The sequence below is a fragment of the Paenibacillus sp. M2 genome (genome assembly GCF_046713495.1).
GTDB lineage: Bacteria > Bacillota > Bacilli > Paenibacillales > Paenibacillaceae > Paenibacillus > Paenibacillus amylolyticus_B.
The window spans coordinates 2,808,955-2,829,792 of sequence record NZ_CP169648.1; the positions used below are offsets into that span (position 1 = coordinate 2,808,955).

At 45.6% G+C, this 20,838-nt stretch carries 14 protein-coding genes; 11 read left to right on the forward strand and 3 right to left on the reverse strand.

The features are described from left to right. Positions 1-94 precede the first annotated feature (94 nt). From ACETMN_RS13135 to infC, 5 genes are all read left to right on the forward strand, one after another. Positions 95-2,032, forward strand: a complete 1,938-nt coding sequence (locus ACETMN_RS13135; RefSeq protein WP_411736216.1) for an LTA synthase family protein — start codon at positions 95-97, stop codon at positions 2,030-2,032. Between the two features lie 234 nt (positions 2,033-2,266). Further along, on the forward strand, positions 2,267-3,274 hold the full coding sequence (locus ACETMN_RS13140) for an LLM class flavin-dependent oxidoreductase (RefSeq protein ID WP_036670607.1): 1,008 nt from the start codon (positions 2,267-2,269) through the stop codon (positions 3,272-3,274). A 99-nt stretch (positions 3,275-3,373) separates the two neighbouring features. After that, on the forward strand, positions 3,374-4,126 hold the full coding sequence (locus tag ACETMN_RS13145; protein ID WP_100528824.1) for a metallophosphoesterase family protein: 753 nt from the start codon (positions 3,374-3,376) through the stop codon (positions 4,124-4,126). Positions 4,127-4,609: 483 nt separating this feature from the next. Then, positions 4,610-5,542 carry a manganese-dependent inorganic pyrophosphatase gene (locus ACETMN_RS13150; RefSeq protein ID WP_076330830.1) on the forward strand — a complete coding sequence of 311 codons (933 nt, stop codon included), beginning with the start codon at positions 4,610-4,612 and terminating at the stop codon, positions 5,540-5,542. A gap of 120 nt (positions 5,543-5,662) precedes the next feature. Further along, positions 5,663-6,154, forward strand: coding sequence for a translation initiation factor IF-3 (gene infC, locus ACETMN_RS13155; RefSeq protein WP_091031425.1), 492 nt, complete (start codon positions 5,663-5,665; stop codon positions 6,152-6,154). Between the two features lie 185 nt (positions 6,155-6,339). Here the strand turns inward: infC and ACETMN_RS13160 are convergent, their stop codons facing one another. Further along, the gene (locus ACETMN_RS13160; RefSeq protein WP_091016920.1) at positions 6,340-7,164 is read right to left on the reverse strand and encodes a protein-glutamine gamma-glutamyltransferase; all 825 of its coding nucleotides are present in this window, start codon (positions 7,162-7,164) and stop codon (positions 6,340-6,342) included. 272 nt (positions 7,165-7,436) lie between these two features. On the opposite strand from ACETMN_RS13160, the gene ACETMN_RS13165 reads away from it, so the two are divergent. Then, positions 7,437-10,184 (forward strand): PAS domain S-box protein, encoded by a 2,748-nt coding sequence (locus tag ACETMN_RS13165; protein ID WP_411736217.1) that lies wholly within the window; start codon positions 7,437-7,439, stop codon positions 10,182-10,184. Positions 10,185-10,233: 49 nt separating this feature from the next. Here ACETMN_RS13165 and ACETMN_RS13170 read toward each other — a convergent pair whose 3' ends face one another. After that, positions 10,234-10,446 carry a hypothetical protein gene (locus ACETMN_RS13170; protein ID WP_017688899.1) on the reverse strand — a complete coding sequence of 71 codons (213 nt, stop codon included), beginning with the start codon at positions 10,444-10,446 and terminating at the stop codon, positions 10,234-10,236. A 119-nt stretch (positions 10,447-10,565) separates the two neighbouring features. Next, complete coding sequence (locus ACETMN_RS13175) at positions 10,566-11,321, reverse strand: hypothetical protein (protein WP_411736218.1); 756 nt, start codon at positions 11,319-11,321, stop codon at positions 10,566-10,568. 606 nt (positions 11,322-11,927) lie between these two features. On the opposite strand from ACETMN_RS13175, the gene ACETMN_RS13180 reads away from it, so the two are divergent. The 5 genes from ACETMN_RS13180 (at position 11,928) to ACETMN_RS13200 (ending at position 20,681) form a co-directional block, all read left to right on the forward strand. Further along, complete coding sequence (locus ACETMN_RS13180; RefSeq protein ID WP_076217123.1) at positions 11,928-13,622, forward strand: M3 family oligoendopeptidase; 1,695 nt, start codon at positions 11,928-11,930, stop codon at positions 13,620-13,622. 250 nt (positions 13,623-13,872) lie between these two features. Next, positions 13,873-15,024 carry an iron-containing alcohol dehydrogenase gene (locus tag ACETMN_RS13185; RefSeq protein ID WP_091016916.1) on the forward strand — a complete coding sequence of 384 codons (1,152 nt, stop codon included), beginning with the start codon at positions 13,873-13,875 and terminating at the stop codon, positions 15,022-15,024. Between the two features lie 565 nt (positions 15,025-15,589). Then, complete coding sequence (locus tag ACETMN_RS13190) at positions 15,590-16,759, forward strand: glucose-1-phosphate adenylyltransferase (RefSeq protein WP_091016914.1); 1,170 nt, start codon at positions 15,590-15,592, stop codon at positions 16,757-16,759. A 26-nt stretch (positions 16,760-16,785) separates the two neighbouring features. Continuing rightward, positions 16,786-17,889 carry a glucose-1-phosphate adenylyltransferase subunit GlgD gene (gene glgD, locus ACETMN_RS13195; protein WP_074094772.1) on the forward strand — a complete coding sequence of 368 codons (1,104 nt, stop codon included), beginning with the start codon at positions 16,786-16,788 and terminating at the stop codon, positions 17,887-17,889. A 359-nt stretch (positions 17,890-18,248) separates the two neighbouring features. Further along, a complete protein-coding gene (locus tag ACETMN_RS13200) occupies positions 18,249-20,681 on the forward strand; it encodes a glycogen/starch/alpha-glucan phosphorylase (protein ID WP_091016913.1) in 2,433 nt (810 codons plus the stop codon). The last annotated feature ends 157 nt before the right edge of the window (positions 20,682-20,838 follow it).

Below are 20,838 nucleotides of genomic sequence, written 5' to 3' on the forward strand. Positions count from 1 at the left end.
AACTTCCATGGAATAGCAACCAGAAAACTGTTATACTGAAATATGCGTTTTGTAAAATGAACGTAAAATTTCAGGGTAAGGGTTGAAAGCGACCATGTATAATTCCAAAAATGAACGAACTTCATCACGGACCTTATTCGCCGTGTTATTCATTGTAATGCTTCTGAAGCTGTCACTGCTGCGATATTTCTTTTTTCAGGGTCTGTCCGGCATCGGTCTGTTAACTGACGCATTAGGCGTACTAACTGTGGTATGCCTGCTGGATCTGATCGTGCCCAAAGGCTGGAAGCGAGCAGTATACGGAGGATTTAATATTCTGTTTTCTCTGGTGCTGTTCGCGGCTACGTTGTATAACGTCCATTTTAGTTCGGTACCAACCTATACCGCGCTAAGTGAGCTGGGGCAAGTTGCCCAAGTAAGGGGAAGTATCGGACCACTGGTACGACCGGAGCACTTTCTGTTTTTTGCAGACATCGTACTGGCATTGCCAATTTGGTTGATTATACGCAGACGTGCTGGCGGGCGCAACCACATCAGTTACCGCGATAGCGGTTTGACGTTTGGTAGAATTCGCAGACGTTACTGGGGCAAACTCGGCGTTGCGCTTACCGCTGCATTCTGCATCGTGCTGTCTGGCAGTTTTATCGTCAAAGGTGAAACGATTGATAATGAGCTGGTTCGGGCCGAGAATCTCGGTTTCCTGAACTATCAGGTATCGTCCGCCATTCTGACGAGCAAAGAGAATGAGGCCATTGCGAATGGCAACATTAACGAAACGATTGCCAAGATCAATGAGTTGGTTAGCAAGTATCCGTATCAGGATAAACCAAGTAACGGCTCAGCCGTGAAAGCCAAATATTTTGGTCAGGCCAAAGGTAGTAATCTGATTGTACTGCAACTGGAGTCCTTTCAGAATTTCCCGATTAATGCTTCCTTAGACGGTCAGGAGTTAACACCGGTACTGAATGATCTGGCCAAAGAAAGCTATTATTTCTCTCATTTTTTCCAACAGATTGGACAGGGAAACACATCAGACGCTGAATTCATGTCGAACACGTCTATCTATCCAACCGGAGTTGTTCCCATGTCAGCAGGGTATAGTGACCGTGAACTGCCGAGTCTTCCCAAGTTATTAGGAAAAGAGGGATATGAGTCCGAGACGTACCACGTCAATGACGTCACCTTCTGGAACCGGAACAAGATGTATCCGGCACTCGGATTCACTCGTTACTTCGACAAGCCCAGCTTCAAAAACGACAGATTCAATGACTTCGGGCCATCGGATGAAGAGTTGTACCGTGTAGGTATGGAAAAAATGACTTCGCATCAGGCTGCGAATCAGCCGTTCTATGCTCAGTTCATAACGGCATCGAGCCACTCGCCGTTTACGGTTCCCGCTGATCGTGCACGGATCACGATTCCAGCGACCATCACGAACAAACTGCTTCACGATTATCTGCAAGCAATCAACTATACGGACTATGCCATCGGTCAACTCATTAATGAGTTGAAGGCGAACGGATTATGGGATAACACTACTTTAGTGCTCTACGGAGACCACTTTGGTCTGCCAGCTGACGAAGAGATTACACAGCAGATTCAGGCCAATCTGGGCGTCCCTTATGATGGTAAAGTAAGTCGATTCAACATTCCGTTAATGATTCATACGCCGAAACAGACCAAAGGGCAAGTGATTGAGCAGCCAGGCGGTCAGTTGGATATGTTGCCAACGATTATGAACTTGATGGGTGTTTCGCTTCAGGATGAGAAATTCACTGCCTTCGGACATGATTTGCTCAACATGGACCACAATGCCTTCGGTATCCGGTATTACTTGCCGACAGGTTCATTTGTCAACGATGATATTATGTTTATCCCGGGTGCGGGCTTTGACGATGGAACGGCCTACTCCCTAAAAACATATGAACCGGTAACGGATTTGGAACCGTATCGTTCCGATTATGAACATGTGCTCAGCCTGATGAAACTGTCTGACGAGTATGTGAAGTTGTTACCGAAACGTGAACCATAAATCAATTTTTCTGCAATAGGTCAGATCAAAAACGTCACCAGTTCAAAAGCTGGTGGCGTTTTTTGCATGTTTCTTGCACAAGTGTGGTAATAAAGAGAATAACTAAAGTTTGAAACTGTAATAATTAATGTTACAATGGAATGAGCAAGAATGAAGTGAGCAAAAGCGCGTAATATTCGCAGATCTCATATTCACAGTTCTTATGAACCTAACAGACGAGAGGATTGAATATATATGAAACTGAGTGTACTCGAACACGGACATATCAATGAAGGACGAAGTGTACAGGATACGTTGCAGGAAACGGTGAAACTCGCACAACATGCGGATCAATTGGGGTACTCCCGTTTCTGGATGTCGGAGCATCACGGTAGTGGTGCACTGTCTTTCTCCAGTCCTGAAGTTATGATTGCACATGTGGCTGCACATACGGATCGAATTCGCGTAGGTTCCGGTGGCGTTATGCTACCTCACTATAGTGCCTATAAGGTTGCAGAGAATTTCCGTCTGCTGGAAGCTCTGCATCCGGGACGGATTGACCTTGGGATTGGCAGAGCACCGGGAGGCATGCCAATTGCCAGCAGAGCACTGAATGAAGGCAAATCATCGAATGTACAATTTTTTCCGCAACAGATCGCGGATCTGGGCGGATACTTCCACGAGCAGTTGCCTGAGGATCATCGGTTTGCATCTCTGGTAGCCGGACCATCGGTTCCAACGGTACCAGAAGTGTGGTTGCTGGGTTCAAGCTCCGAAGGTGCGAGAATTGCTGCTGCGCAAGGGACGTCCTATGCGTTTGCCCAATTCTTCGGTACACCAGGCGGCGAAGAAGCAATGAAGCATTACCGCAGACATTTCAAGCCGTCCATCCTGAATGACAAACCACATTCAATGATTGCTGTCTCGGCATTCTGCGCGGAGACAGAGGAAGAAGCGGCTGAACTTGCGCGCAGCAATGAACTTTTCTTCTTACGCCTTGGACGAGGTCTTGAACAAAGTTCCTTCCCATCTCTGGAGACGGTAAACAACTATCCATACACAGCGATGGAGATGGAACAGATCCGTCAACGTCGTTCTTTTTCCATCGTGGGAACACCGGATCAGGTGAAAGACAAAATTACCGCAATGGCAGAACGCCATGAAGCAGATGAAGTCATTATTGCATCAGCGGTTCATTCGTTTGAAGCACGTCTGCGCTCATTCGGCTTGATTGCTGAAGCCTTTGGACTCAAGCAGGACTAATGGTAAGCAAGCGGGAATAACTACTCTAAACAGACTGGAATCTTGCTCATGCAAGGTTCCGGTTATACTCTTGCGTGATCAGGGAGAGGAGAGATTCACATGCGCAGATGTGTCATTAGTGATATTCATGGCTGTTACGATGAATTTAATGCATTGCTTAAGCTCGCAGATTATAATCCGCAGCAGGATGAATTGATTTTACTCGGTGATTATGTGGATCGCGGTCCAAGCAGCAAACAGGTCATCGAACAGATTATGCAGCTTCAGCAACAGCACCATATTATGGTGATCAAAGGCAATCACGATGCCATGATGGTGAAGGCGCTTACCCAGGATGTTGAGCAATATGATCAACATTGGATTCGTAATGGCGGACTACAGACGATGGCAAGTTATCTGGATCTGGAGCTTACTTATGATGAGCAACAGATCGATTGGGAAGCTTATGCTGAAGCCAAAAAGTGGATACGTACACACTATGAACACCATCTTCGTTTTCTGGAACAGCTTCCGCTGGTGTACGAAATTCCGGGTTATATTTTTGTGCATGCCGGGATCAACCCGGATATCGAGGATTGGAGAAGCCAGTCCGAGCGGGACTTTATTTGGATTCGTGAATCATTCTATTCCAGACCAACGACGATTAGAGAGACGGTCGTATTTGGACACACCCCCGTGAAGCATTTGCATGATGAGACAGGCATTTGGTTTGACCCGAGCGGAGACAAAATTGGCATTGATGGTGGTTGTGCCTACGGAGCACAATTGAACCTGCTGGAGATTAGCGAAGACGGCAGTCTACAGACCTTTTTTGTACGGCAAGGGCAGAGCGCTGAAGAGCCTGAGATTTAATATTTTCGTTGGACATCAGATTTCGTATGCTAATTTATAAGGTTGTACGATGGAATAAATAGGATACATATCATATCGACTTGAGGGGAATGAACCAAGTTTAGCTATTTTTCCAAAATGACTTGCCTGAGAATAATTTGCAATTAATTCGCTGTAAAGGGATTGGAATTTAGCCTTATTAGCGCTATAATCAGTAGGGTGTGATTAAAATATGACATATATTTTCTATATAAGTTCAACTAAACTTTTTACACGAGAACGGAGAGGACAGAAAAAAGCTGGAGAAGCGGAGCGTTCGCCTGAAAGCTTTCTGAAAGAAAGCTGCATCGGAAGCGTATGCTTATCACTGGATTTTCGCTTTAACAAGGGAATCAAAAAATCTGGGGACAACAGCGATCGGAAGGTTATTCTGTCATCGGAGTGGCAAGTGTAAACATCTTTGGTTAAACTTATATAAATCAGAATTGACGGAGGGCTATGAATATGGAAAAAGCGTTAATCTTCGGTCACAAAAATCCCGACACGGATACGATCTGTTCGGCAATCGCCTATGCGGATCTCAAAACAAAATTGGGTCAGGACGTTGAAGCTGTTCGTCTCGGCGAAGTCAATGGTGAAACCCAGTTTGCACTGGATCAATTCAAAATTGCTGCACCACGTCTGATTAAAACCGCTGCAAATGAAGTAAACAAAGTTATTCTGGTTGACCACAACGAGCGTCAGCAAAGTGTAAGCGACATTGAGGAAGTAACTGTTGTTGAAGTTATCGACCATCACCGTATTGCTAACTTTGAGACAAGCGGACCTCTGTATTTCCGTGCAGAGCCTGTAGGTTGTACAGCAACCATTTTGAATAAAATGTACAAAGAAAATGGCATCGAAGTGAGTGCACCAATTGCTGGCCTGATGCTGTCTGCCATTATCTCCGATTCCCTGTTGTTCAAATCCCCGACTTGCACAGAGCAGGACGTTGCCGCTGCACGTGAACTGGCTGCCATTGCTGGTGTAGATGCAGACAGCTACGGTCTGGACATGCTGAAAGCCGGCGCGGATCTGAGCCAAAAAACAATTGCTGAACTGATTTCCCTGGATGCCAAAGAATTCGTAATGGGTCAATCCAAAGTGGAAATTGCACAGGTTAACGCTGTTGACGTGAACGATGTTCTCGTGAAGCAACCTGAGCTTGAAGCAGCGATTGAAGCAATCATTTCCAGCAAAGGTCTCGACCTGTTTGTATTTGTCGTAACAGACATTCTGAACAACGATTCCGTAGCTCTGGCATATGGTACATCCACTAAAGCTGTGGAGAAAGCCTACAATGTGACGCTGTCTGATAGCAGAGCGCTCTTGAAAGGCGTAGTATCACGCAAATCACAAATCGTACCAGTTCTGACGGAAGCATTCAACACACTGTAAATCAAACCGATTGGTGTAGTTGTACGCTGATATGTACTACAAATAAGTAGCAACACCATCCTAGCCTGCTCTGATCCGTAAATGGTCAGGACAGGCTTTTGATGTAGAGGAGGAAGAATCATGATCAAAAATGAAAAGATCAAAGCAGCCGAAGTGCAGCTGACCGGCCTGAATGGTGAAGATCTGGGTGTCATGTCCACGCAGGAAGCACTTCTACTTGCGAAGCAGCACAAAGTAGATCTGGTGTGCTTGTCCTTGATGACAAGTCCACCGCCATGCAAGCTGATTGGAGCTGGAGCGGCCAAAGCGGAAGCGCAGCAGGCGAAGAAAAAAGCGAGTAAATCCCCCGATAAACGTAAAGTAAAGGAAATTCGCTTGAACCTTGCGATGGAGGATCATGACCGGGATACGAAGCAATCTCAAGCTGAGCGCATTCTGAAGAAGGGTGATTCGGTAAAACTCGTCATCCAGGTGCATGGAGCCAAAGAAGGAGTTGCAGGCAAGGAGTGGGCTGAACAACTGAGCAAATCGCTAGCTGAATTCGGTAGCAAAACGACAGGTGTTCAGGTAAGTGGTAAACAGGTTGTTGTGCAACTGGACCCTAATGCGTAAACCACCAGGAGCGATCCTCGATGTAGCACAAAGGTAAGGAATGTCGATACAGTAATGATCTTTTAGATGTAAAGAAAGCCCAATGAGGTGGCAGGCTAACTGCTGCTGTATTGGGCTTGTTTGTCATCACTTGGATTGAGGTATTGTTCACAATTTAATGCAAAAGCCGTTTCTGTTCCAGTAGTTCAGCTGCGTAAATAACGGCTGCCACCAAGACGTACATATAACTGCCCAGGTAATACAGGCGTGGAACCAGCGGCCATATTATTCTGGCTGTTTTTGGCGAATCGGGATAAATAAAAGAAGTCCGGATAGATCACCATATCCATTAAATAGGCGGAGACCCGGCTACCTGGAACGCGGAACTGATTCAGGGTACGTATAATTTCTTCGCCGCGTGCAATACCAATGCCATGACCATAATACCAGTTCTCACGCAACATGAACGTATTCTCTCCCTGCCACTCGGGGGTTTCCGGAGAAACATCCGGATTTTTGAAATACAGCACATCTCCTGGCAGGGCGGTTTCACTACCGTTTTTTTCAGTTAATCGCAGGTCACTGTCATAATGCCAGTCAAAGAGTAACAGATTTCGAAACAGGGAATTAAAGGCGTCTTCGCGAATGCTTCCCAGCACGCCACCATACAGCACAATAACGGTAGCTGTTGCACATTCAAAGGCATATAAGTGTCCATTCCTCCAGATATCCCGGATACCGTCGGCGGGGGTCACGTTTGATCTTAGCTCGAACCCACCTTCCGCATTACGATTCCAGTAGGCAGGATTACATCTGGATTTTTCAAAGGATGCAAAACTCACACCGCTTCGATCCAATCCTTCCGCTGCATCCACGAGAGAGCCCCTCAAGTCCCACTCAAAACGAAGATGATCCATGGATTGGTACACATACCTTGTAGGACGATCCTGTAGTTGCTGTAACCAATACCATTCAAAATCAGACCATTCCGAACGGTTCAGCAGGGCGGGTTGATTTGCGACAATGATCATGATCCATAACCTCCGTTCCTATTCGAATATTCAACATTGTATAATCGGGAGAGCACGGGTATTGTGTAGTATATGACGTGATGTGTTCGAATTGGTATGTACATAATGAAAGTTGTCAGCATCCAAAATTAAAAATGTCGATTCATGCAGGAATTTTGTCCGATCTCGTTTATCAATCAGGGCATTTGGGGTAGTACTCTATAGATGAAGTTATGTTCAGGTCGATCTATTCATACGGAATACATTCAGATTCTTATAAAGGAGGACATGTAATGTCGAAATCCATTACAGAGAGCCGATCTCTGTTCGAACAATTGTATACGCACGCACCAATCGGCATTGCTGTCGCATCGCATGTAAATGGACGGTGGTTGCAGCTTAATCCTGCATTTTGCGAGATGCTTGCATACAGTGAAGATGAACTGCTCGATACTTCAGTTGTACATATGATCTACGAAGAAGATCTGCACATGGAGGAATTCCGCAGCAAATTCTGGGAAATGACCCATAAAACAAGTGAGATGTACGAGACGGAGGTTCGCCTGAAACGCAAGGACGGTTCGTTATTATGGGCAACCATTAGAGCTTGCATCGTACGGGATGAAACGAGTGGTGAACCTTTGTATCTGCTCGTACAAGCTGCTGATATTACGAAACAAAAAGATGCAGAGGAAATCCTCATTGTGCAACGTAAGCAATTGGAAGAGAGCAGTCGCATCTCTCGCCTGCTCGCGGAGTCTTCACTGGACCTGATTGCAATACATGATGCCGATTCCAGTCGTACATTTAAATATGTATCGAATGCATGTAAAAACATGTTGGGCTATGAGCCAGAAGAAATTATAGGTAAGCCGGGAACATTTGTTATCTATCCGGAGGATGTGCCTTTGGTTGAAGCGTACGTAGAAGAGCAGAGAAAGGGGCTGGCTCCCAAACGGATCAGTTATCGCCTGTTACATAAGGATGGATCTACGGTATGGGCAGATACAATTACACACTATGTATATGACAGTGCAGGTGAATTGATGGAGATCGTCGCCGTAACACGGGATATCACAGCCAGCCAGCAACAACAGTTAAGCATGCAGGAGTACAGATCGTTATTTGACTGTAATCCCCTAGGTGTGGCTTCTCTTGATCTGGAAGGGAATTTGCTGAAAGCCAATATGGGTCAGGAACAGTTGACAGGACACACCAAGGAGGAGCTGCTCAGTCGGCCTTTTGATCACCTCATTGATCCTGTGGATCTGGAGAAGACTCGATATCATTTTGAGGAAACGGTGAAGGGCACTGCACAGAGCTACGAGATAGGCTTGATCCACAAAAATGGACAGCGAATTGAAACCAATGTGATTAATGTTCCTATTATACTTGAGGAAAAAGTTGTAGGAGTCTATGGGATTACCAGTGACATTACAGAGTCCAAACGTTATGTCGAAGAAATCGAAAATCTTAGTTATGAACGGGCATTGATTTTGAATGGCATGTCTGAGGGTGTTATTGGACTGGACCTGGAAGGGAATCTGAACTTTGCCAATCCGGCCGCTGCGGAGATCATGAACTTCTGTCCAAGTGAAATGAACGGCAAACCTCTTGAACAGATGATGATCCAGATGCAGAGCGAAGGTATCCCTTACCCATCCAAGGATACACCCATTCTACAGGCTGTTCGTGAGGGACGAGGTCTGCCGCGTACCGAATCCGTTTTTTGGAGGCAGGATGGGTCAAGTTTCCTGGCGGAGTTCCAGTTGAAGCCGATTATTGATCAGGGTAGAACCCGCGGAGCAGTGATGGTTTTCCGTGATATGACATCTGTTAAGGACATCATACGTGCCAAAGAAGCAGCAGAGGATGCAGACCGAGCAAAGTCCGAGTTTCTCGCCATCATGAGTCATGAGCTTCGTACGCCATTAAATGGCATCATGGGCATGGCCCATCTGTTAATGGAAACCGAGCTGGATGATGAACAGAAAGGTTTTGCGGAAATCATGATTGATAGCGGCGAATCCCTGTTGTACATTTTGAACGAAATTTTGGATTTCAGCAAAATCGAAGCAGGCAAAATGGATCTTGAGCGCGCACCTGTAGATATTAAGACGATGTTGGGTGGGGTGATCGAGCTGTTTGCACTGAAGGCCTCAGAGAAAAATATTGAACTCTATTGTGAAGTGTCGGATCACATTCCTGAACGCATTCGAGGGGATGAGACACGAATCCGGCAGATTTTGATTAATCTGGTGGGTAACGCTGTTAAATTCACAGAGCAGGGCCGTATTAAGGTGAGCGTAGGTGCTGATTACTCAGATGAGCATGGTCAGGATAACCTGATGTTGACCTTTAAGGTGAGAGATACGGGGATCGGCATTCCAATAGAAAAGCAGCATCAATTGTTCCAATCCTTCTCACAGCTTGATCCGGCCATCAATCGTAAGTTTGGCGGGACAGGTCTGGGCCTTGCGATCAGCAAAAAACTGGTGGAGTTAATGGGCGGAGCGATTGGCGTACAGAGTGAGATCGGTGAGGGGGCAGAATTCCAGTTCACCCTCGTAGTGGAGCGGTGGTTAGAGGAAAGTATTGACCCGATTGAAATCACCACGAATGAGGAATTGCAATTGGATCGGGCTAGTCTTGCCCATGACATCAAAATTTTGATTGCTGAGGATCAAGCGGTCAACAGTCATCTGTTGGAGGAGATGCTGCGCAAGTTTGGCGGAGTCTGTGATATCGTTGAGAATGGTGCACAGGCCGTCGATTCATTGAACCAGGTTCAATATGACCTGGTGTTTATGGATATTCAAATGCCAGTTATGGATGGGATTGAAGCGACCTGCCACATCAGACAGAGCCGCCCAGACATACCGGTTATTGCAGCGATTACAGCTTTTGCAGGCGCTGGTGACCGTGAGGAGTGTCTGAAATGCGGGATGCAGGACTTTATCAGCAAACCGTTTCATTCCACGGAGATTAGCCGCGTACTGAATACATGGGTTCCATATATTCGCTCTCAAAGGGTAACGTAACAGAAAAATAACCTGTGCCTTGAATTCAAGGTACAGGTTATTCTGTCATTTACGACCAGCCTCCGATTAAACCGGAGAGAGTCACACATTCGTCATCTTCCAAATCTGCAATCAGAGTGAGTTCTTCGTTGTCTTGTGGATCAACGGAGAATAATTCACGGCGTCCGTCCTCATGCACAATAATGACTAACTGATGGCCGCCCTTTGTATCAAACTGGTACTTAACTCCGATACCAGGTAGTGGGCATTCGCGGATATTCATGAAACCTGTCACCTCTTTAGCTTTGCTTAATGAAAAAATTAACCGTTCACACAGTACGGATGTATTCTACTATCCATAACACCGTTTGGCAAGTCACAAATAAAATTGGTGTGAAGGAATTAATTTTTTCCGTGATGTGATCTTGCACTATGGCGCTGTCTGGCCCGTCTGCGACGAACAAAAAACCAAATGAGCAGAGCAACGATTAATAATAGGCCAATGACTGCAATGATGATGATGTTCCGGATATTGGGAACCTGTACAGTCAGATCCAGTTTATTCATCTGGAGGGGGGAAACGTGCCAAATAAGCGTTTTTCCGCCATCCTCCACCTGATCTGCATTGGAATCGGCTGCCTTGATGGGCAAAGACAACTTAAAGTCAAAGTTAACATCTTTTAACAAGAGGTTTTTAAGAAAGCTAGGCACCTTGTTCATTTGATTTTTGATCTCACCATCGGGCATGGACTCCATGAGATCGGCTTCTGCTGTAATGTGCATCTTGGAAGTGAAGAAGCCGGGTGAAGTTGATTGTTCAACTTTGATCCCTTGTGGTAACTCGGATGTATCAAAGCGGGTCGTATTGTTTTTTTCAAAATGAGTGGTCGCTGTGAGTTGCTTCTGATCGCCCTGTTCCGAAACCTCTGCCTGGAAGTTATTTCGATTCAATGCATCTGCGATCAGAGGCATGAGATTGTCTTGTCCAATTTTTCCAAGAGCGGAGTTCTTTACATTGAGATTGAGATCCAGATCCGTTGATCCATCCATATTCACCGTTAGATGGGCTTCTCCATCAGCACAGGCGGATAAAATCGATAACATAAAGGCTAATAAAACAGTAAGAAATAGCTGACGTAAGGGGATGCGAGTTGACATGTCTTTCAACCTTTCTGCGTAAAAATCCAAATTCCATTTCATAGAAGTATAGTATACACCGTAAGCACGGCGGATGAAACTTTGAACCGTGCAGTGAGGTACGTATGATTTAGTGTGATCGGGGAAACAATCCATTTATTAAAATTAAAGATTTCGTATTTTTGTCAATGTTCGGTCAATTCAAACGGCGCTTCACCGTGTACACTAGTAGTAGTGTGATGAATATACGGAAGCAGGGAGGTTACATTCATGACATATATCATTATTATGGCTGTTATTATGGTCGTGGGCATGGTCGGAATGGGCTGGTTCTATCAGATTATGGATAAAGACCAAAGCTAGTATTGTTTAAATGTGAAAAAAAGAGAGACAACCTATAAGCTGGCTTCGCTAACGCGAGGCGGGCTTATTTGTGTGGGGAAAAATTTTGAGGCACTGACCTTACATTAGCACGTAATATATGTAACCATTCAAGTTGTACAATTTGACCGATGGACAAATATTTTTCGTAAAGATGGGATTTTTTAGCTGCTCTTTTGTATAATAGGGGGTAGTTTAACTCGGGATACTCTCGAGATTCTGCCAAACAGGAAAGGGTGTACATAAATGAAATTTAGTGAGTATACGTATACACGTCCGAATCTGGAACACATCAAGACATCTTTCCGTGAGCTGTTGAGCGGTTTTGAAGCTGCGGCAACGGTTGAAGAACAGAGTGGGTTCATGGATCAGATTAACGCGCTGCGCAGTGATTTTGAGACACAAGCCCAATTGGTCTACATCCGTCATTCCATTGATACCAATGATGAGTTTTACAAGGCGGAGAACGAATTTCTGGACGAGAATGCACCCATTGTGCAGGAATATATTACGGATTTTTACCGTGCACTGGTTAACTCCAAATTCCGCAATGAATTGGAACAAAAATGGGGTTCACAGCTGTTCCAGCTGGCGGATCTTTCACTGAAAACATTCAGCCCGGAGATTATTGAAGAACTCCAGAAGGAGAACAAACTTTCCACAGAATACAATCAGTTGATTGCATCGGCCAAAATTCCGTTCGAAGGTGAAGAGCGCACGTTGCCACAGTTGCATCCATTTGAACTGTCCACGGATCGCTCCATGCGGGAGCGTGCTTCGGAAGCCAGATACACTTTCATGGCTGAACATGAAGCTGAATTCGATCGCATTTACGATGAACTGGTTAAAGTACGTACACAGATCGCGAAGAAACTGGGTTATCCAAGCTATGTCGAACTCGGCTATGATCGCATGAACCGTACGGATTACAACGCAGAGATGGTTGCCAACTTCCGTGCGCAAGTTCGTGATTATATCGTACCTGTGGCGACCAAGCTCAGAGAGCGTCAGCGTAATCGGATCGATGTGGATACGTTGTATTATTACGATCAGGGCTTCAGCTTCAAGACGGGTAACCCGACACCTAAGGGTGACGCGGACTGGATTATTGATAATGGTAAAAAAATGTACGCTGAATTATCACCAGAGACAGATGCATTTTTCCAGATGATGACCGAAAACGAGCTTATGGATCTGGTAAGCAAAAAAGGTAAGCAGGGCGGCGGATATTGTACGTTCCTGAACGATTACAAAGTGCCGTTTATCTTCTCCAACTTCAACGGTACCTCCGGTGATATTGATGTGTTGACACATGAAGCAGGTCATGCTTTCCAGGTGTATGAGAGCCGTGATTTTGCAGTGCCTGAATACAACTGGCCGACATATGAATCGGCTGAAATTCATTCCATGAGTATGGAGTTCTTCACATGGCCGTGGATGCAGTTGTTTTTCAAGGAAGATACGGACAAGTACAAGTTTGATCACCTGTCTTCTGGTCTATTGTTCATTCCGTATGGTGTAGCTGTGGATGAATTCCAGCATTTTGTGTATGCGAACCCGGATGCAACTCCAACGGAGCGCAAGCAGGCTTGGCGCAACATTGAGAAGACCTATCTGCCACACATCAATTACAAAGATAATGCGTATTTGGAGCAAGGTGGTTTCTGGCATAAACAGGGTCATATTTTCTCATCGCCATTCTATTACATTGACTATACGTTAGCACAAATCTGTGCATTCCAGTTCTGGAAACGCAGCAATGAGGACATGAAGTCCGCATGGGCCGACTATCTGACATTGTGCAAAGCGGGAGGAAGCCTGTCCTTCACCGGATTGGTTGAATTGGCTGGATTGAACTCTCCATTCGAGGATGGTTGTGTATCCTCCGTAATTGGCGATATTGAGGCATGGCTTGACGGTGTGAACGATAAGGCGCTGTAAGCTTTCGTAAGGATAAGGATGTTTCAATGAAAGTACCTTCGTAAGGTATAAGTAGTGGATAAAGCTTTAAAATTGATAGACAAGACGGCTTGGATACCTTCGGGTGTCTGGGTCGTCTTTTTCATTACGGGTAAAAATCAACCTCCAGTGTAACATTTATCGGATTCATTGTGATTTATTTCACTATATCTGAAAACGGATTCAGTTACAATGGAGATAGTAAATCAGGGGTTACAGGAGGCTGGTTCAGATGGCAACACATGCATATTATGTTCCGCCCGTGAACTTGATGGGTAGAGGCTGTTTACAGGAAGCCGGTCAGATGATTGAACAGATGGGTATCCGCAAAGCGTTGGTCGTAAGTGATCGTCAATTGATTGCTTCAGGCGTTGCAGAGCAGGTACTGTCTATATTAAGAAAATCAGGGTTAGACTATGTCGTATATGATGAGGTTCAGCCTAATCCAACATGTCAGAATGTACATGACGGACTTCGAGTATTCCAGGATCATGGCTGTGACGCCATTATATCGATAGGCGGAGGTTCACCGCAGGATGCTGCCAAAGGCATTGGCATTGTAGCTACCAACGGTGGGCATATCCGTGAATATGAAGGATTTCATCAATCGAAACATAAGTCCGTGCCACTTGTGGCTGTAAACACAACGGCTGGCACATCGAGCGAGGTGACAATAAACTACGTGATTACAGATGAGGAACGTAAAGTGAAGATGGTAATGGTGGACCGCAATAGTCTGGTCTCCCTGTCGGTTAATGATCCGGAGCTGATGCTCAGCAAACCTGCAAGTCTCACAGCGGCCACAGGAATGGATGCGTTGACCCATGCCGTAGAAGCGATGGTTACACCGGGTGGATTTACAGTGACAAGTGCGACAGCTGCAGCAGCTGTTGAACTGATCTTTGAATACTTGCCAAGAGCCGTGAGAGACGGCAGTGATCTGGAAGCGCGGGAACATATGACCTATGCGTGTTTCCTTGGCGGGATTGCTTTTAATAATGCGGGTCTGGGTTATGTCCATGCGATGGCACATCAACTGGGTGGCGTATATGATCTGCCGCACGGTGTGTGTAACGCAATGTTACTCCCCTATGTGGAAGAGTTAAACGCCAAGCATGTACCCGGCAAATTCCGTCATATTGCTAAGGCAATTGGTATGGATGTGAAAGGCAGAAGCGATGAGGAGTGCTCAGATTACGTCATTGAGGCCATACGTCAGCTATCAAAGGAAGTCGGGATCCCTGAGAAACTGTCTGAACTGGGTGTAAAAGATCCCGATGTGGAACTGCTTGCCGATAACGCGATGAAAGATGCATGTGCACCCGGCAATCCCTATCAACCGTCCAAGGATGAAGTGATGGAGCTGTTTCGCAAAATTATATAGACTGATTCAGAAACGGATACACTAAAGTACGATCCTGTTGAAGCTAGAGGATCATGGACCAAGCAGGGTCAGAATAACAGACAAAATGAGCCGGGATCGAAAGTCGGCTTTTTTGTCATGTGGACTCATTCTTTTTACTTATTTTTCCACTTAATGATTGCACAATAACTAAAGGAGTTTGATTCCCTTTTATCGAATACAATATGAATAACAGCGGCACGAGAAAGGGTAATTTCACCCGCAACTTGATGTCGATGTTTTCCAGCAAGATTCCCCAGTCCGTTTCGTGTTTAATGTTAAATAGGAGTAGTCTATTACATTGTTCACGAGCTACACCTTAAGTTCTGCATCTAACATTCACCTCTGTAAGACAGTCAAGCAATTCTACACCGGCATCATCTCTTTTTCAGGCTTTACAATCCAAGAAGTTCAACTGCAACAAGATTCACCGGTTACACATCTGTACAGCATGCTCCTAATCAAGACAACAGTGTCCACACAACAGAATATCGATTATGGGCTCTGAAATGAATCAGAACGAATGCACGTGGAGGAGGCTGTAATGATGGCGAAAAAAGAAGTTGTAGCGATGCTACTTGCCGGAGGGCAAGGTAAGAGGTTAAAAGGATTAACGAAATCACTGGCTAAGCCAGCAGTATATTTTGGCGGTACGTACCGGATTATTGATTTTCCGCTAAGTAACTGCTCTAACTCGGGTATTGATACAGTGGGCGTATTAACTCAATATGAACCACTTGTCCTGCACTCCTATATTGGTATCGGCAGTGACTGGGATCTGGACCGTAAAAATGGCGGAGTATACGTACTTCCTCCCCATGAACGTGAAGACGGAAGCAGTTGGTACCGTGGAACAGCAGATGCCATCTTCCGTAACCTGAACTTTATTGAACAATTCGATCCTGAGCATGTGCTCATTCTGTCAGGGGATCATATCTATAAGATGGACTACGAAAAAATGCTCAAGTATCACAAAGATAAAGATGCGGATTGCACCATATCGGTCATTGATGTCTCATTGGAAGAAGCCAGCCGATTCGGGGTGCTGAACACCAACGATGACTATAGCATCTATGAATTTGAAGAAAAACCTCCTGAGCCCAAGAGCACACTGGCTTCCATGGGTATCTATCTCTTCAAGTGGGATGTACTGAAACGTTTCCTGATCCAGGATGAACAACAGGCATCCACCTCCTATGATTTTGGTAAAGATATTATTCCTTTGTTGCTTGAAAACGAAAAATCCTTATATGCATATCCATTTGAAGGTTATTGGAAAGACGTTGGTACCATTCGCAGTCTGTGGGAATCCAATATGGACCTGTTGGACGAAGACACACCATTTAATCTGAATGATCCGGACTGGCGTATTTTCACACGTAATCCGAACCAACCTGCACAATATATCTCACCTTCGGGCAAGGTACGGAATTGTATTATTAGTGAAGGTACAGTAGTGCATGGTGAGGTCAACCATTCTGTTCTGTTCTACGGAATTGAAGTTGGTGAGAACAGTGCTGTCATCGATTCGGTGATCATGCCAAGAGTGAAAATCGGGCAAAATGTACGCATTTATCGAGCTATTATCGCAGAAGGATTGGTTATTCCCGATGGAACACAGATTTCGCCTGCACCGGAAGATGAGAGTGATATATTGCTCGTGGATCAGGAAGAACTGGAACGTCAGCTTCGCCAAGGAATAACCAGCAAGGCCTAATTGAAGTCAAAAGGACGGTGCATGCGATGAAACAATTGATTGGAGTTATTAACCTTGACCATGAACTTGAGGAATTGAAGGAATTGACGTACTTTCGCTGCGGAGCCGCGGTGCCTTATGCCGGGCGTTACCGTCTGATCGATTTTGTACTATCCAATATGATGAATGCAGGAATCGAGAGTATTGGTGTGTTTGTCCGTCGCAAGTATCGCTCTCTGATGGACCATCTTGGTGACGGTAAGCCTTGGGATTTGGATCGCAAGCATGGGGGCATGTTTATTTTGCCACCAGACTGGAACGATCCAACAGATACATCACAAGGGGATTTGCAGCATTTCCATAACAATTTGGACTTTTTCCACAGAGGGGCAGGGCAATATGTTGTGCATGCGGGCAGTCGCCATGTAACCAAAGCAGACCTCCAGGATGTCTACAGGTATCACATCAGTAAAGGAGCTGACGTTACACTGGTCTGCAAAAAGGTAGATCAGCTGCTTCCTGAGCATGACGCCTGTGTCAAAGTTGATCATGACGGTGACGGTAACGTGGTGGACATTCACCAAAGCGCTAATCACCCGAATATATATACAGAAATTTTCATCATGGAAAAAGAATTGTTCTTGCGCCAGGTGCAGCGTTGTATTGATCATGGCGAGAGCCATTTCTTCCGGGATGTGATTCAAAAAAATCCGGATGGATTGAATATCGCTGCCTATGCATATGATGGCTATCACGCAGTCATCAATTCCATTGACAGTTATTATCGTAACAGTATGGATCTGCTGAACACAGGGCAATATGAACAACTGTTCAAGGAAGATCCGATCCAGACCAAAATTAAATACGAAGCGCCTGCCAAATACCTGGATACCGCTGATGTTAAACATTCACTTCTCGCGAATGGCTGCATTGTGGGTGGAGAGGTGGAGGACAGCATTCTGTTCCGTGGTGTACAGGTGGCCAAGGGTGCCAAAATAAAAGGTTCCATCATCATGCAGAAATGTTACATTGGTGAGGGGACGGTCCTTGAGAATGTCATTCTCGATAAAGACGTGAGGCTGACCGGAGGACAGACGCTGATCGGCGACCCGTCGAATCCATACATTTTAGCGAAAAGTACTATTATCTAATGCCCACACGTAACCGATATCTTCTATAAATATATATAAAATAAAAATCCTGTAGGATGGATTTAAGGTTCATACACTTTCTAAGCATCGGGCCACTGCTAGAGCTCCCTCATACGTGCAAACGTAGTGGAGGGGACGAAATCGATTCTGAAGAAGCGTAGCGCTCGCCTTTATCACTGTATTTTCACATCTAATTAATAAATTCAAGAAAATACAGGGGTAACAGCGATCATAAGAACGATTCGTCACCGGAACGGGCTTTTAACCGAAAGTGTAGCACTTAAAGGTTTGGCACTCATGTGCAACTGAGTGTTTGAACCGCCACCATCCTGCAGGATTTCCCCGGGAGGAACCTACTTTTGTTTGACAACAAAGAAACGTTCAAGAGTATATTTACACGGAATCTGGTCAGCAAATTGGGCAAACCGATTGAAGAAGCAACACAGGAAGACGTGTACCACGTACTGGGAAGCATGATCCGTGAATATGCAGGCCAGGATTGGGCAGCGTCGAATCAGGGGTTCAAGCAGCGCCAGGATAAACAGGTCTATTACTTCTCGCTGGAATTCCTGATTGGACGTCTGCTCGGGAACAATCTGCTGAATGTGAATGAATTGGAATTGGTGCGTGACAGTTTATCTGAGCTGGGCTTCTCCTTGGAAGAGATAGAAGAACAGGAGGCGGATGCAGGACTCGGTAATGGAGGTCTGGGACGACTTGCTGCCTGTTTCCTGGATTCACTTGCATCACTCCGATATGCAGGACATGGTTGCGGGATTCGTTATAAATACGGTTTGTTTGAGCAAAAAATCATCAATGGTAATCAGGTAGAGTTACCCGACAATTGGCTGGATAAGGGCAATGAATGGGAAGTCCGCCGTCCAGACAAAAAGGTGGAAGTACAGTTCTGGGGCCGGGTAGAAGCTCATGAGCAGGATGGAGAATATCAGTTTGTTACAAAAGATGCCGAATCGGTTGTCGCCATTCCCTATGACGTGCCTGTCATCGGTTATGGTGAAACCCATGTGAACACATTGCGTCTATGGAGTGCCGAGCCAAAGCGCGAGACTTCACTCGACACCCCTTCGAACTATTACGGCTATCTGGATTATAGCCGTTCGGTTGAATCGATCTCGGAGTTTTTATATCCAGATGATTCCCAGTACGAAGGAAAGTTGCTGCGCTTGAAGCAGCAATACTTCATGTGCTCAGCAGGTGTACAGAGCGCCTTGCGTACGTTCAACAAGCTGGAGCTACCATATGATCGTTTGCCAGATAAAGTGGCCTTCCACATTAATGACACGCATCCAACCTTGGTTATACCAGAACTGATGCGCATCCTGATTGATGTGAAGGGGTACGGCTGGGATGAAGCATGGGATATCACAACCCGTACTGTATCGTATACCAATCATACAACGCTTAGTGAGGCGCTTGAGAAGTGGCCTGTATCCATGATCAGCAGGCTGCTGCCACGAATCTACATGATTATTGAAGAGATCAATAAACGCTTCTGTGGCATGCTGCTGGACCGGTATCCGGGAGATCAGGATCGCATAGGGCATTTGGCGATTGTTGCAAACGATCAGGTACGGATGGCGCATTTGGCGATTGTAGGCAGTCATAGCGTGAATGGTGTTGCTGCTTTGCATACAGAGATTTTGAAAGAGCGCGAGATGGCTCCGTTCTATGAACTTTATCCAGAGCGTTTCAATAATAAAACCAATGGTATCACCCATCGCCGCTGGTTGATGCATGCCAATCCAAAACTGTCGGATCTGATTACGGATACAATCGGTAACGATTGGATAACAGAGCCGGGCAAGCTGGACCTGTTGGCTGGCTTTGCGGATAATACATCATTCCAAGAGCAGTTCCGTTTGATTAAGCGGGATAACAAGGAGCGGCTTGCTGCGTATATTCTGGATCATACCGGGACAGCAGTGAATCCGGATTCCATCTTTGATGTACAGGTGAAGAGGCTGCACGGGTACAAACGTCAACTGTTGAACATTCTGCATGTTATGCATCTGTATAACCGGCTTAAGAATGATGCTTCGTTTGATATGGTGCCACGTACGTTCATCTTTGGTGCCAAGGCAGCGCCGAGTTATTATTTTGCCAAGAAAATTATTAAGCTGATCAACACCGTGGCTGACACAGTGAATCGGGATGCGGCCGTAAATGACCGCTTGAAGGTATTTTTCCTCGAAAATTATTCCGTCTCTCTCGCAGAGAAGATCATTCCCGCTGCCGATGTTAGTGAACAGATCTCAACCGCAGGCAAGGAAGCTTCCGGTACGGGCAACATGAAGTTTATGATGAACGGTGCTTTAACGATTGGCACGATGGATGGAGCCAACGTGGAGATGGCGGAGCAGGTTGGGGAAGAAAATATGTTCATCTACGGTCTGCGTGCAGACGAAGTGCTTGAGTATTATCGTTCGGGCAGCTATCGTCCGAATGAGATTGTGCAGCACGATGAACGCATTCGCGAGGTTGTGGAGCAATTAGTGCATCCAGGTGCATTCTGTTATCGTGATGGGGAGTTCTGGGATATTTATGACTCCTTGCTGGCCCATGGTGACGAATACTTTGTATTGCGTGATTTTGCTGCTTATGCTGACGCGCATGCTGCGATTGACCAGGCGTATCGGGATATTCCGGGCTGGACCCGGAAAGCGATATTAAACACGGCTCATTCCGGCATATTCTCAAGTGATCGTACCATTAGTGAGTATGCGACAGATATCTGGGGTATTCACCCCGTGTCCGGGAACTGGAAAGGGTAAGAATAGATTGTTAAACAAACAAATCCCCTTGTTCACAAGAGCCATCTCTGCTGGTAAATCAACCAGCGTAGAGAGCATCTCCTTGTAGAACAAGGGGATTTTTGGCATACAGTGTTTCATAGTATCATTCAACTTGAAGAGAACCGCAACTCGCGTA

Excerpts from the sequence above, each read along its gene's own strand:
- ACETMN_RS13165 (WP_411736217.1), top strand. The coding sequence starts at position 7,437 with ATGTCGAAATCCATTACAGAGAGCCGATCTCTGTTCGAACAATTGTAT.
- ACETMN_RS13145 (WP_100528824.1), top strand. The coding sequence starts at position 3,374 with ATGCGCAGATGTGTCATTAGTGATATTCATGGCTGTTACGATGAATTT.
- ACETMN_RS13180 (WP_076217123.1), top strand. The coding sequence starts at position 11,928 with ATGAAATTTAGTGAGTATACGTATACACGTCCGAATCTGGAACACATC.
- infC (WP_091031425.1), top strand. The coding sequence starts at position 5,663 with ATGATCAAAAATGAAAAGATCAAAGCAGCCGAAGTGCAGCTGACCGGC.
- ACETMN_RS13185 (WP_091016916.1), top strand. The coding sequence starts at position 13,873 with ATGGCAACACATGCATATTATGTTCCGCCCGTGAACTTGATGGGTAGA.
- ACETMN_RS13140 (WP_036670607.1), top strand. The coding sequence starts at position 2,267 with ATGAAACTGAGTGTACTCGAACACGGACATATCAATGAAGGACGAAGT.
- ACETMN_RS13175 (WP_411736218.1), bottom strand. The coding sequence starts at position 11,321 with ATGTCAACTCGCATCCCCTTACGTCAGCTATTTCTTACTGTTTTATTA.
- glgD (WP_074094772.1), top strand. The coding sequence starts at position 16,786 with ATGAAACAATTGATTGGAGTTATTAACCTTGACCATGAACTTGAGGAA.
- ACETMN_RS13190 (WP_091016914.1), top strand. The coding sequence starts at position 15,590 with ATGGCGAAAAAAGAAGTTGTAGCGATGCTACTTGCCGGAGGGCAAGGT.
- ACETMN_RS13160 (WP_091016920.1), bottom strand. The coding sequence starts at position 7,164 with ATGATCATTGTCGCAAATCAACCCGCCCTGCTGAACCGTTCGGAATGG.
- ACETMN_RS13150 (WP_076330830.1), top strand. The coding sequence starts at position 4,610 with ATGGAAAAAGCGTTAATCTTCGGTCACAAAAATCCCGACACGGATACG.
- ACETMN_RS13170 (WP_017688899.1), bottom strand. The coding sequence starts at position 10,446 with ATGAATATCCGCGAATGCCCACTACCTGGTATCGGAGTTAAGTACCAG.
- ACETMN_RS13135 (WP_411736216.1), top strand. The coding sequence starts at position 95 with ATGTATAATTCCAAAAATGAACGAACTTCATCACGGACCTTATTCGCC.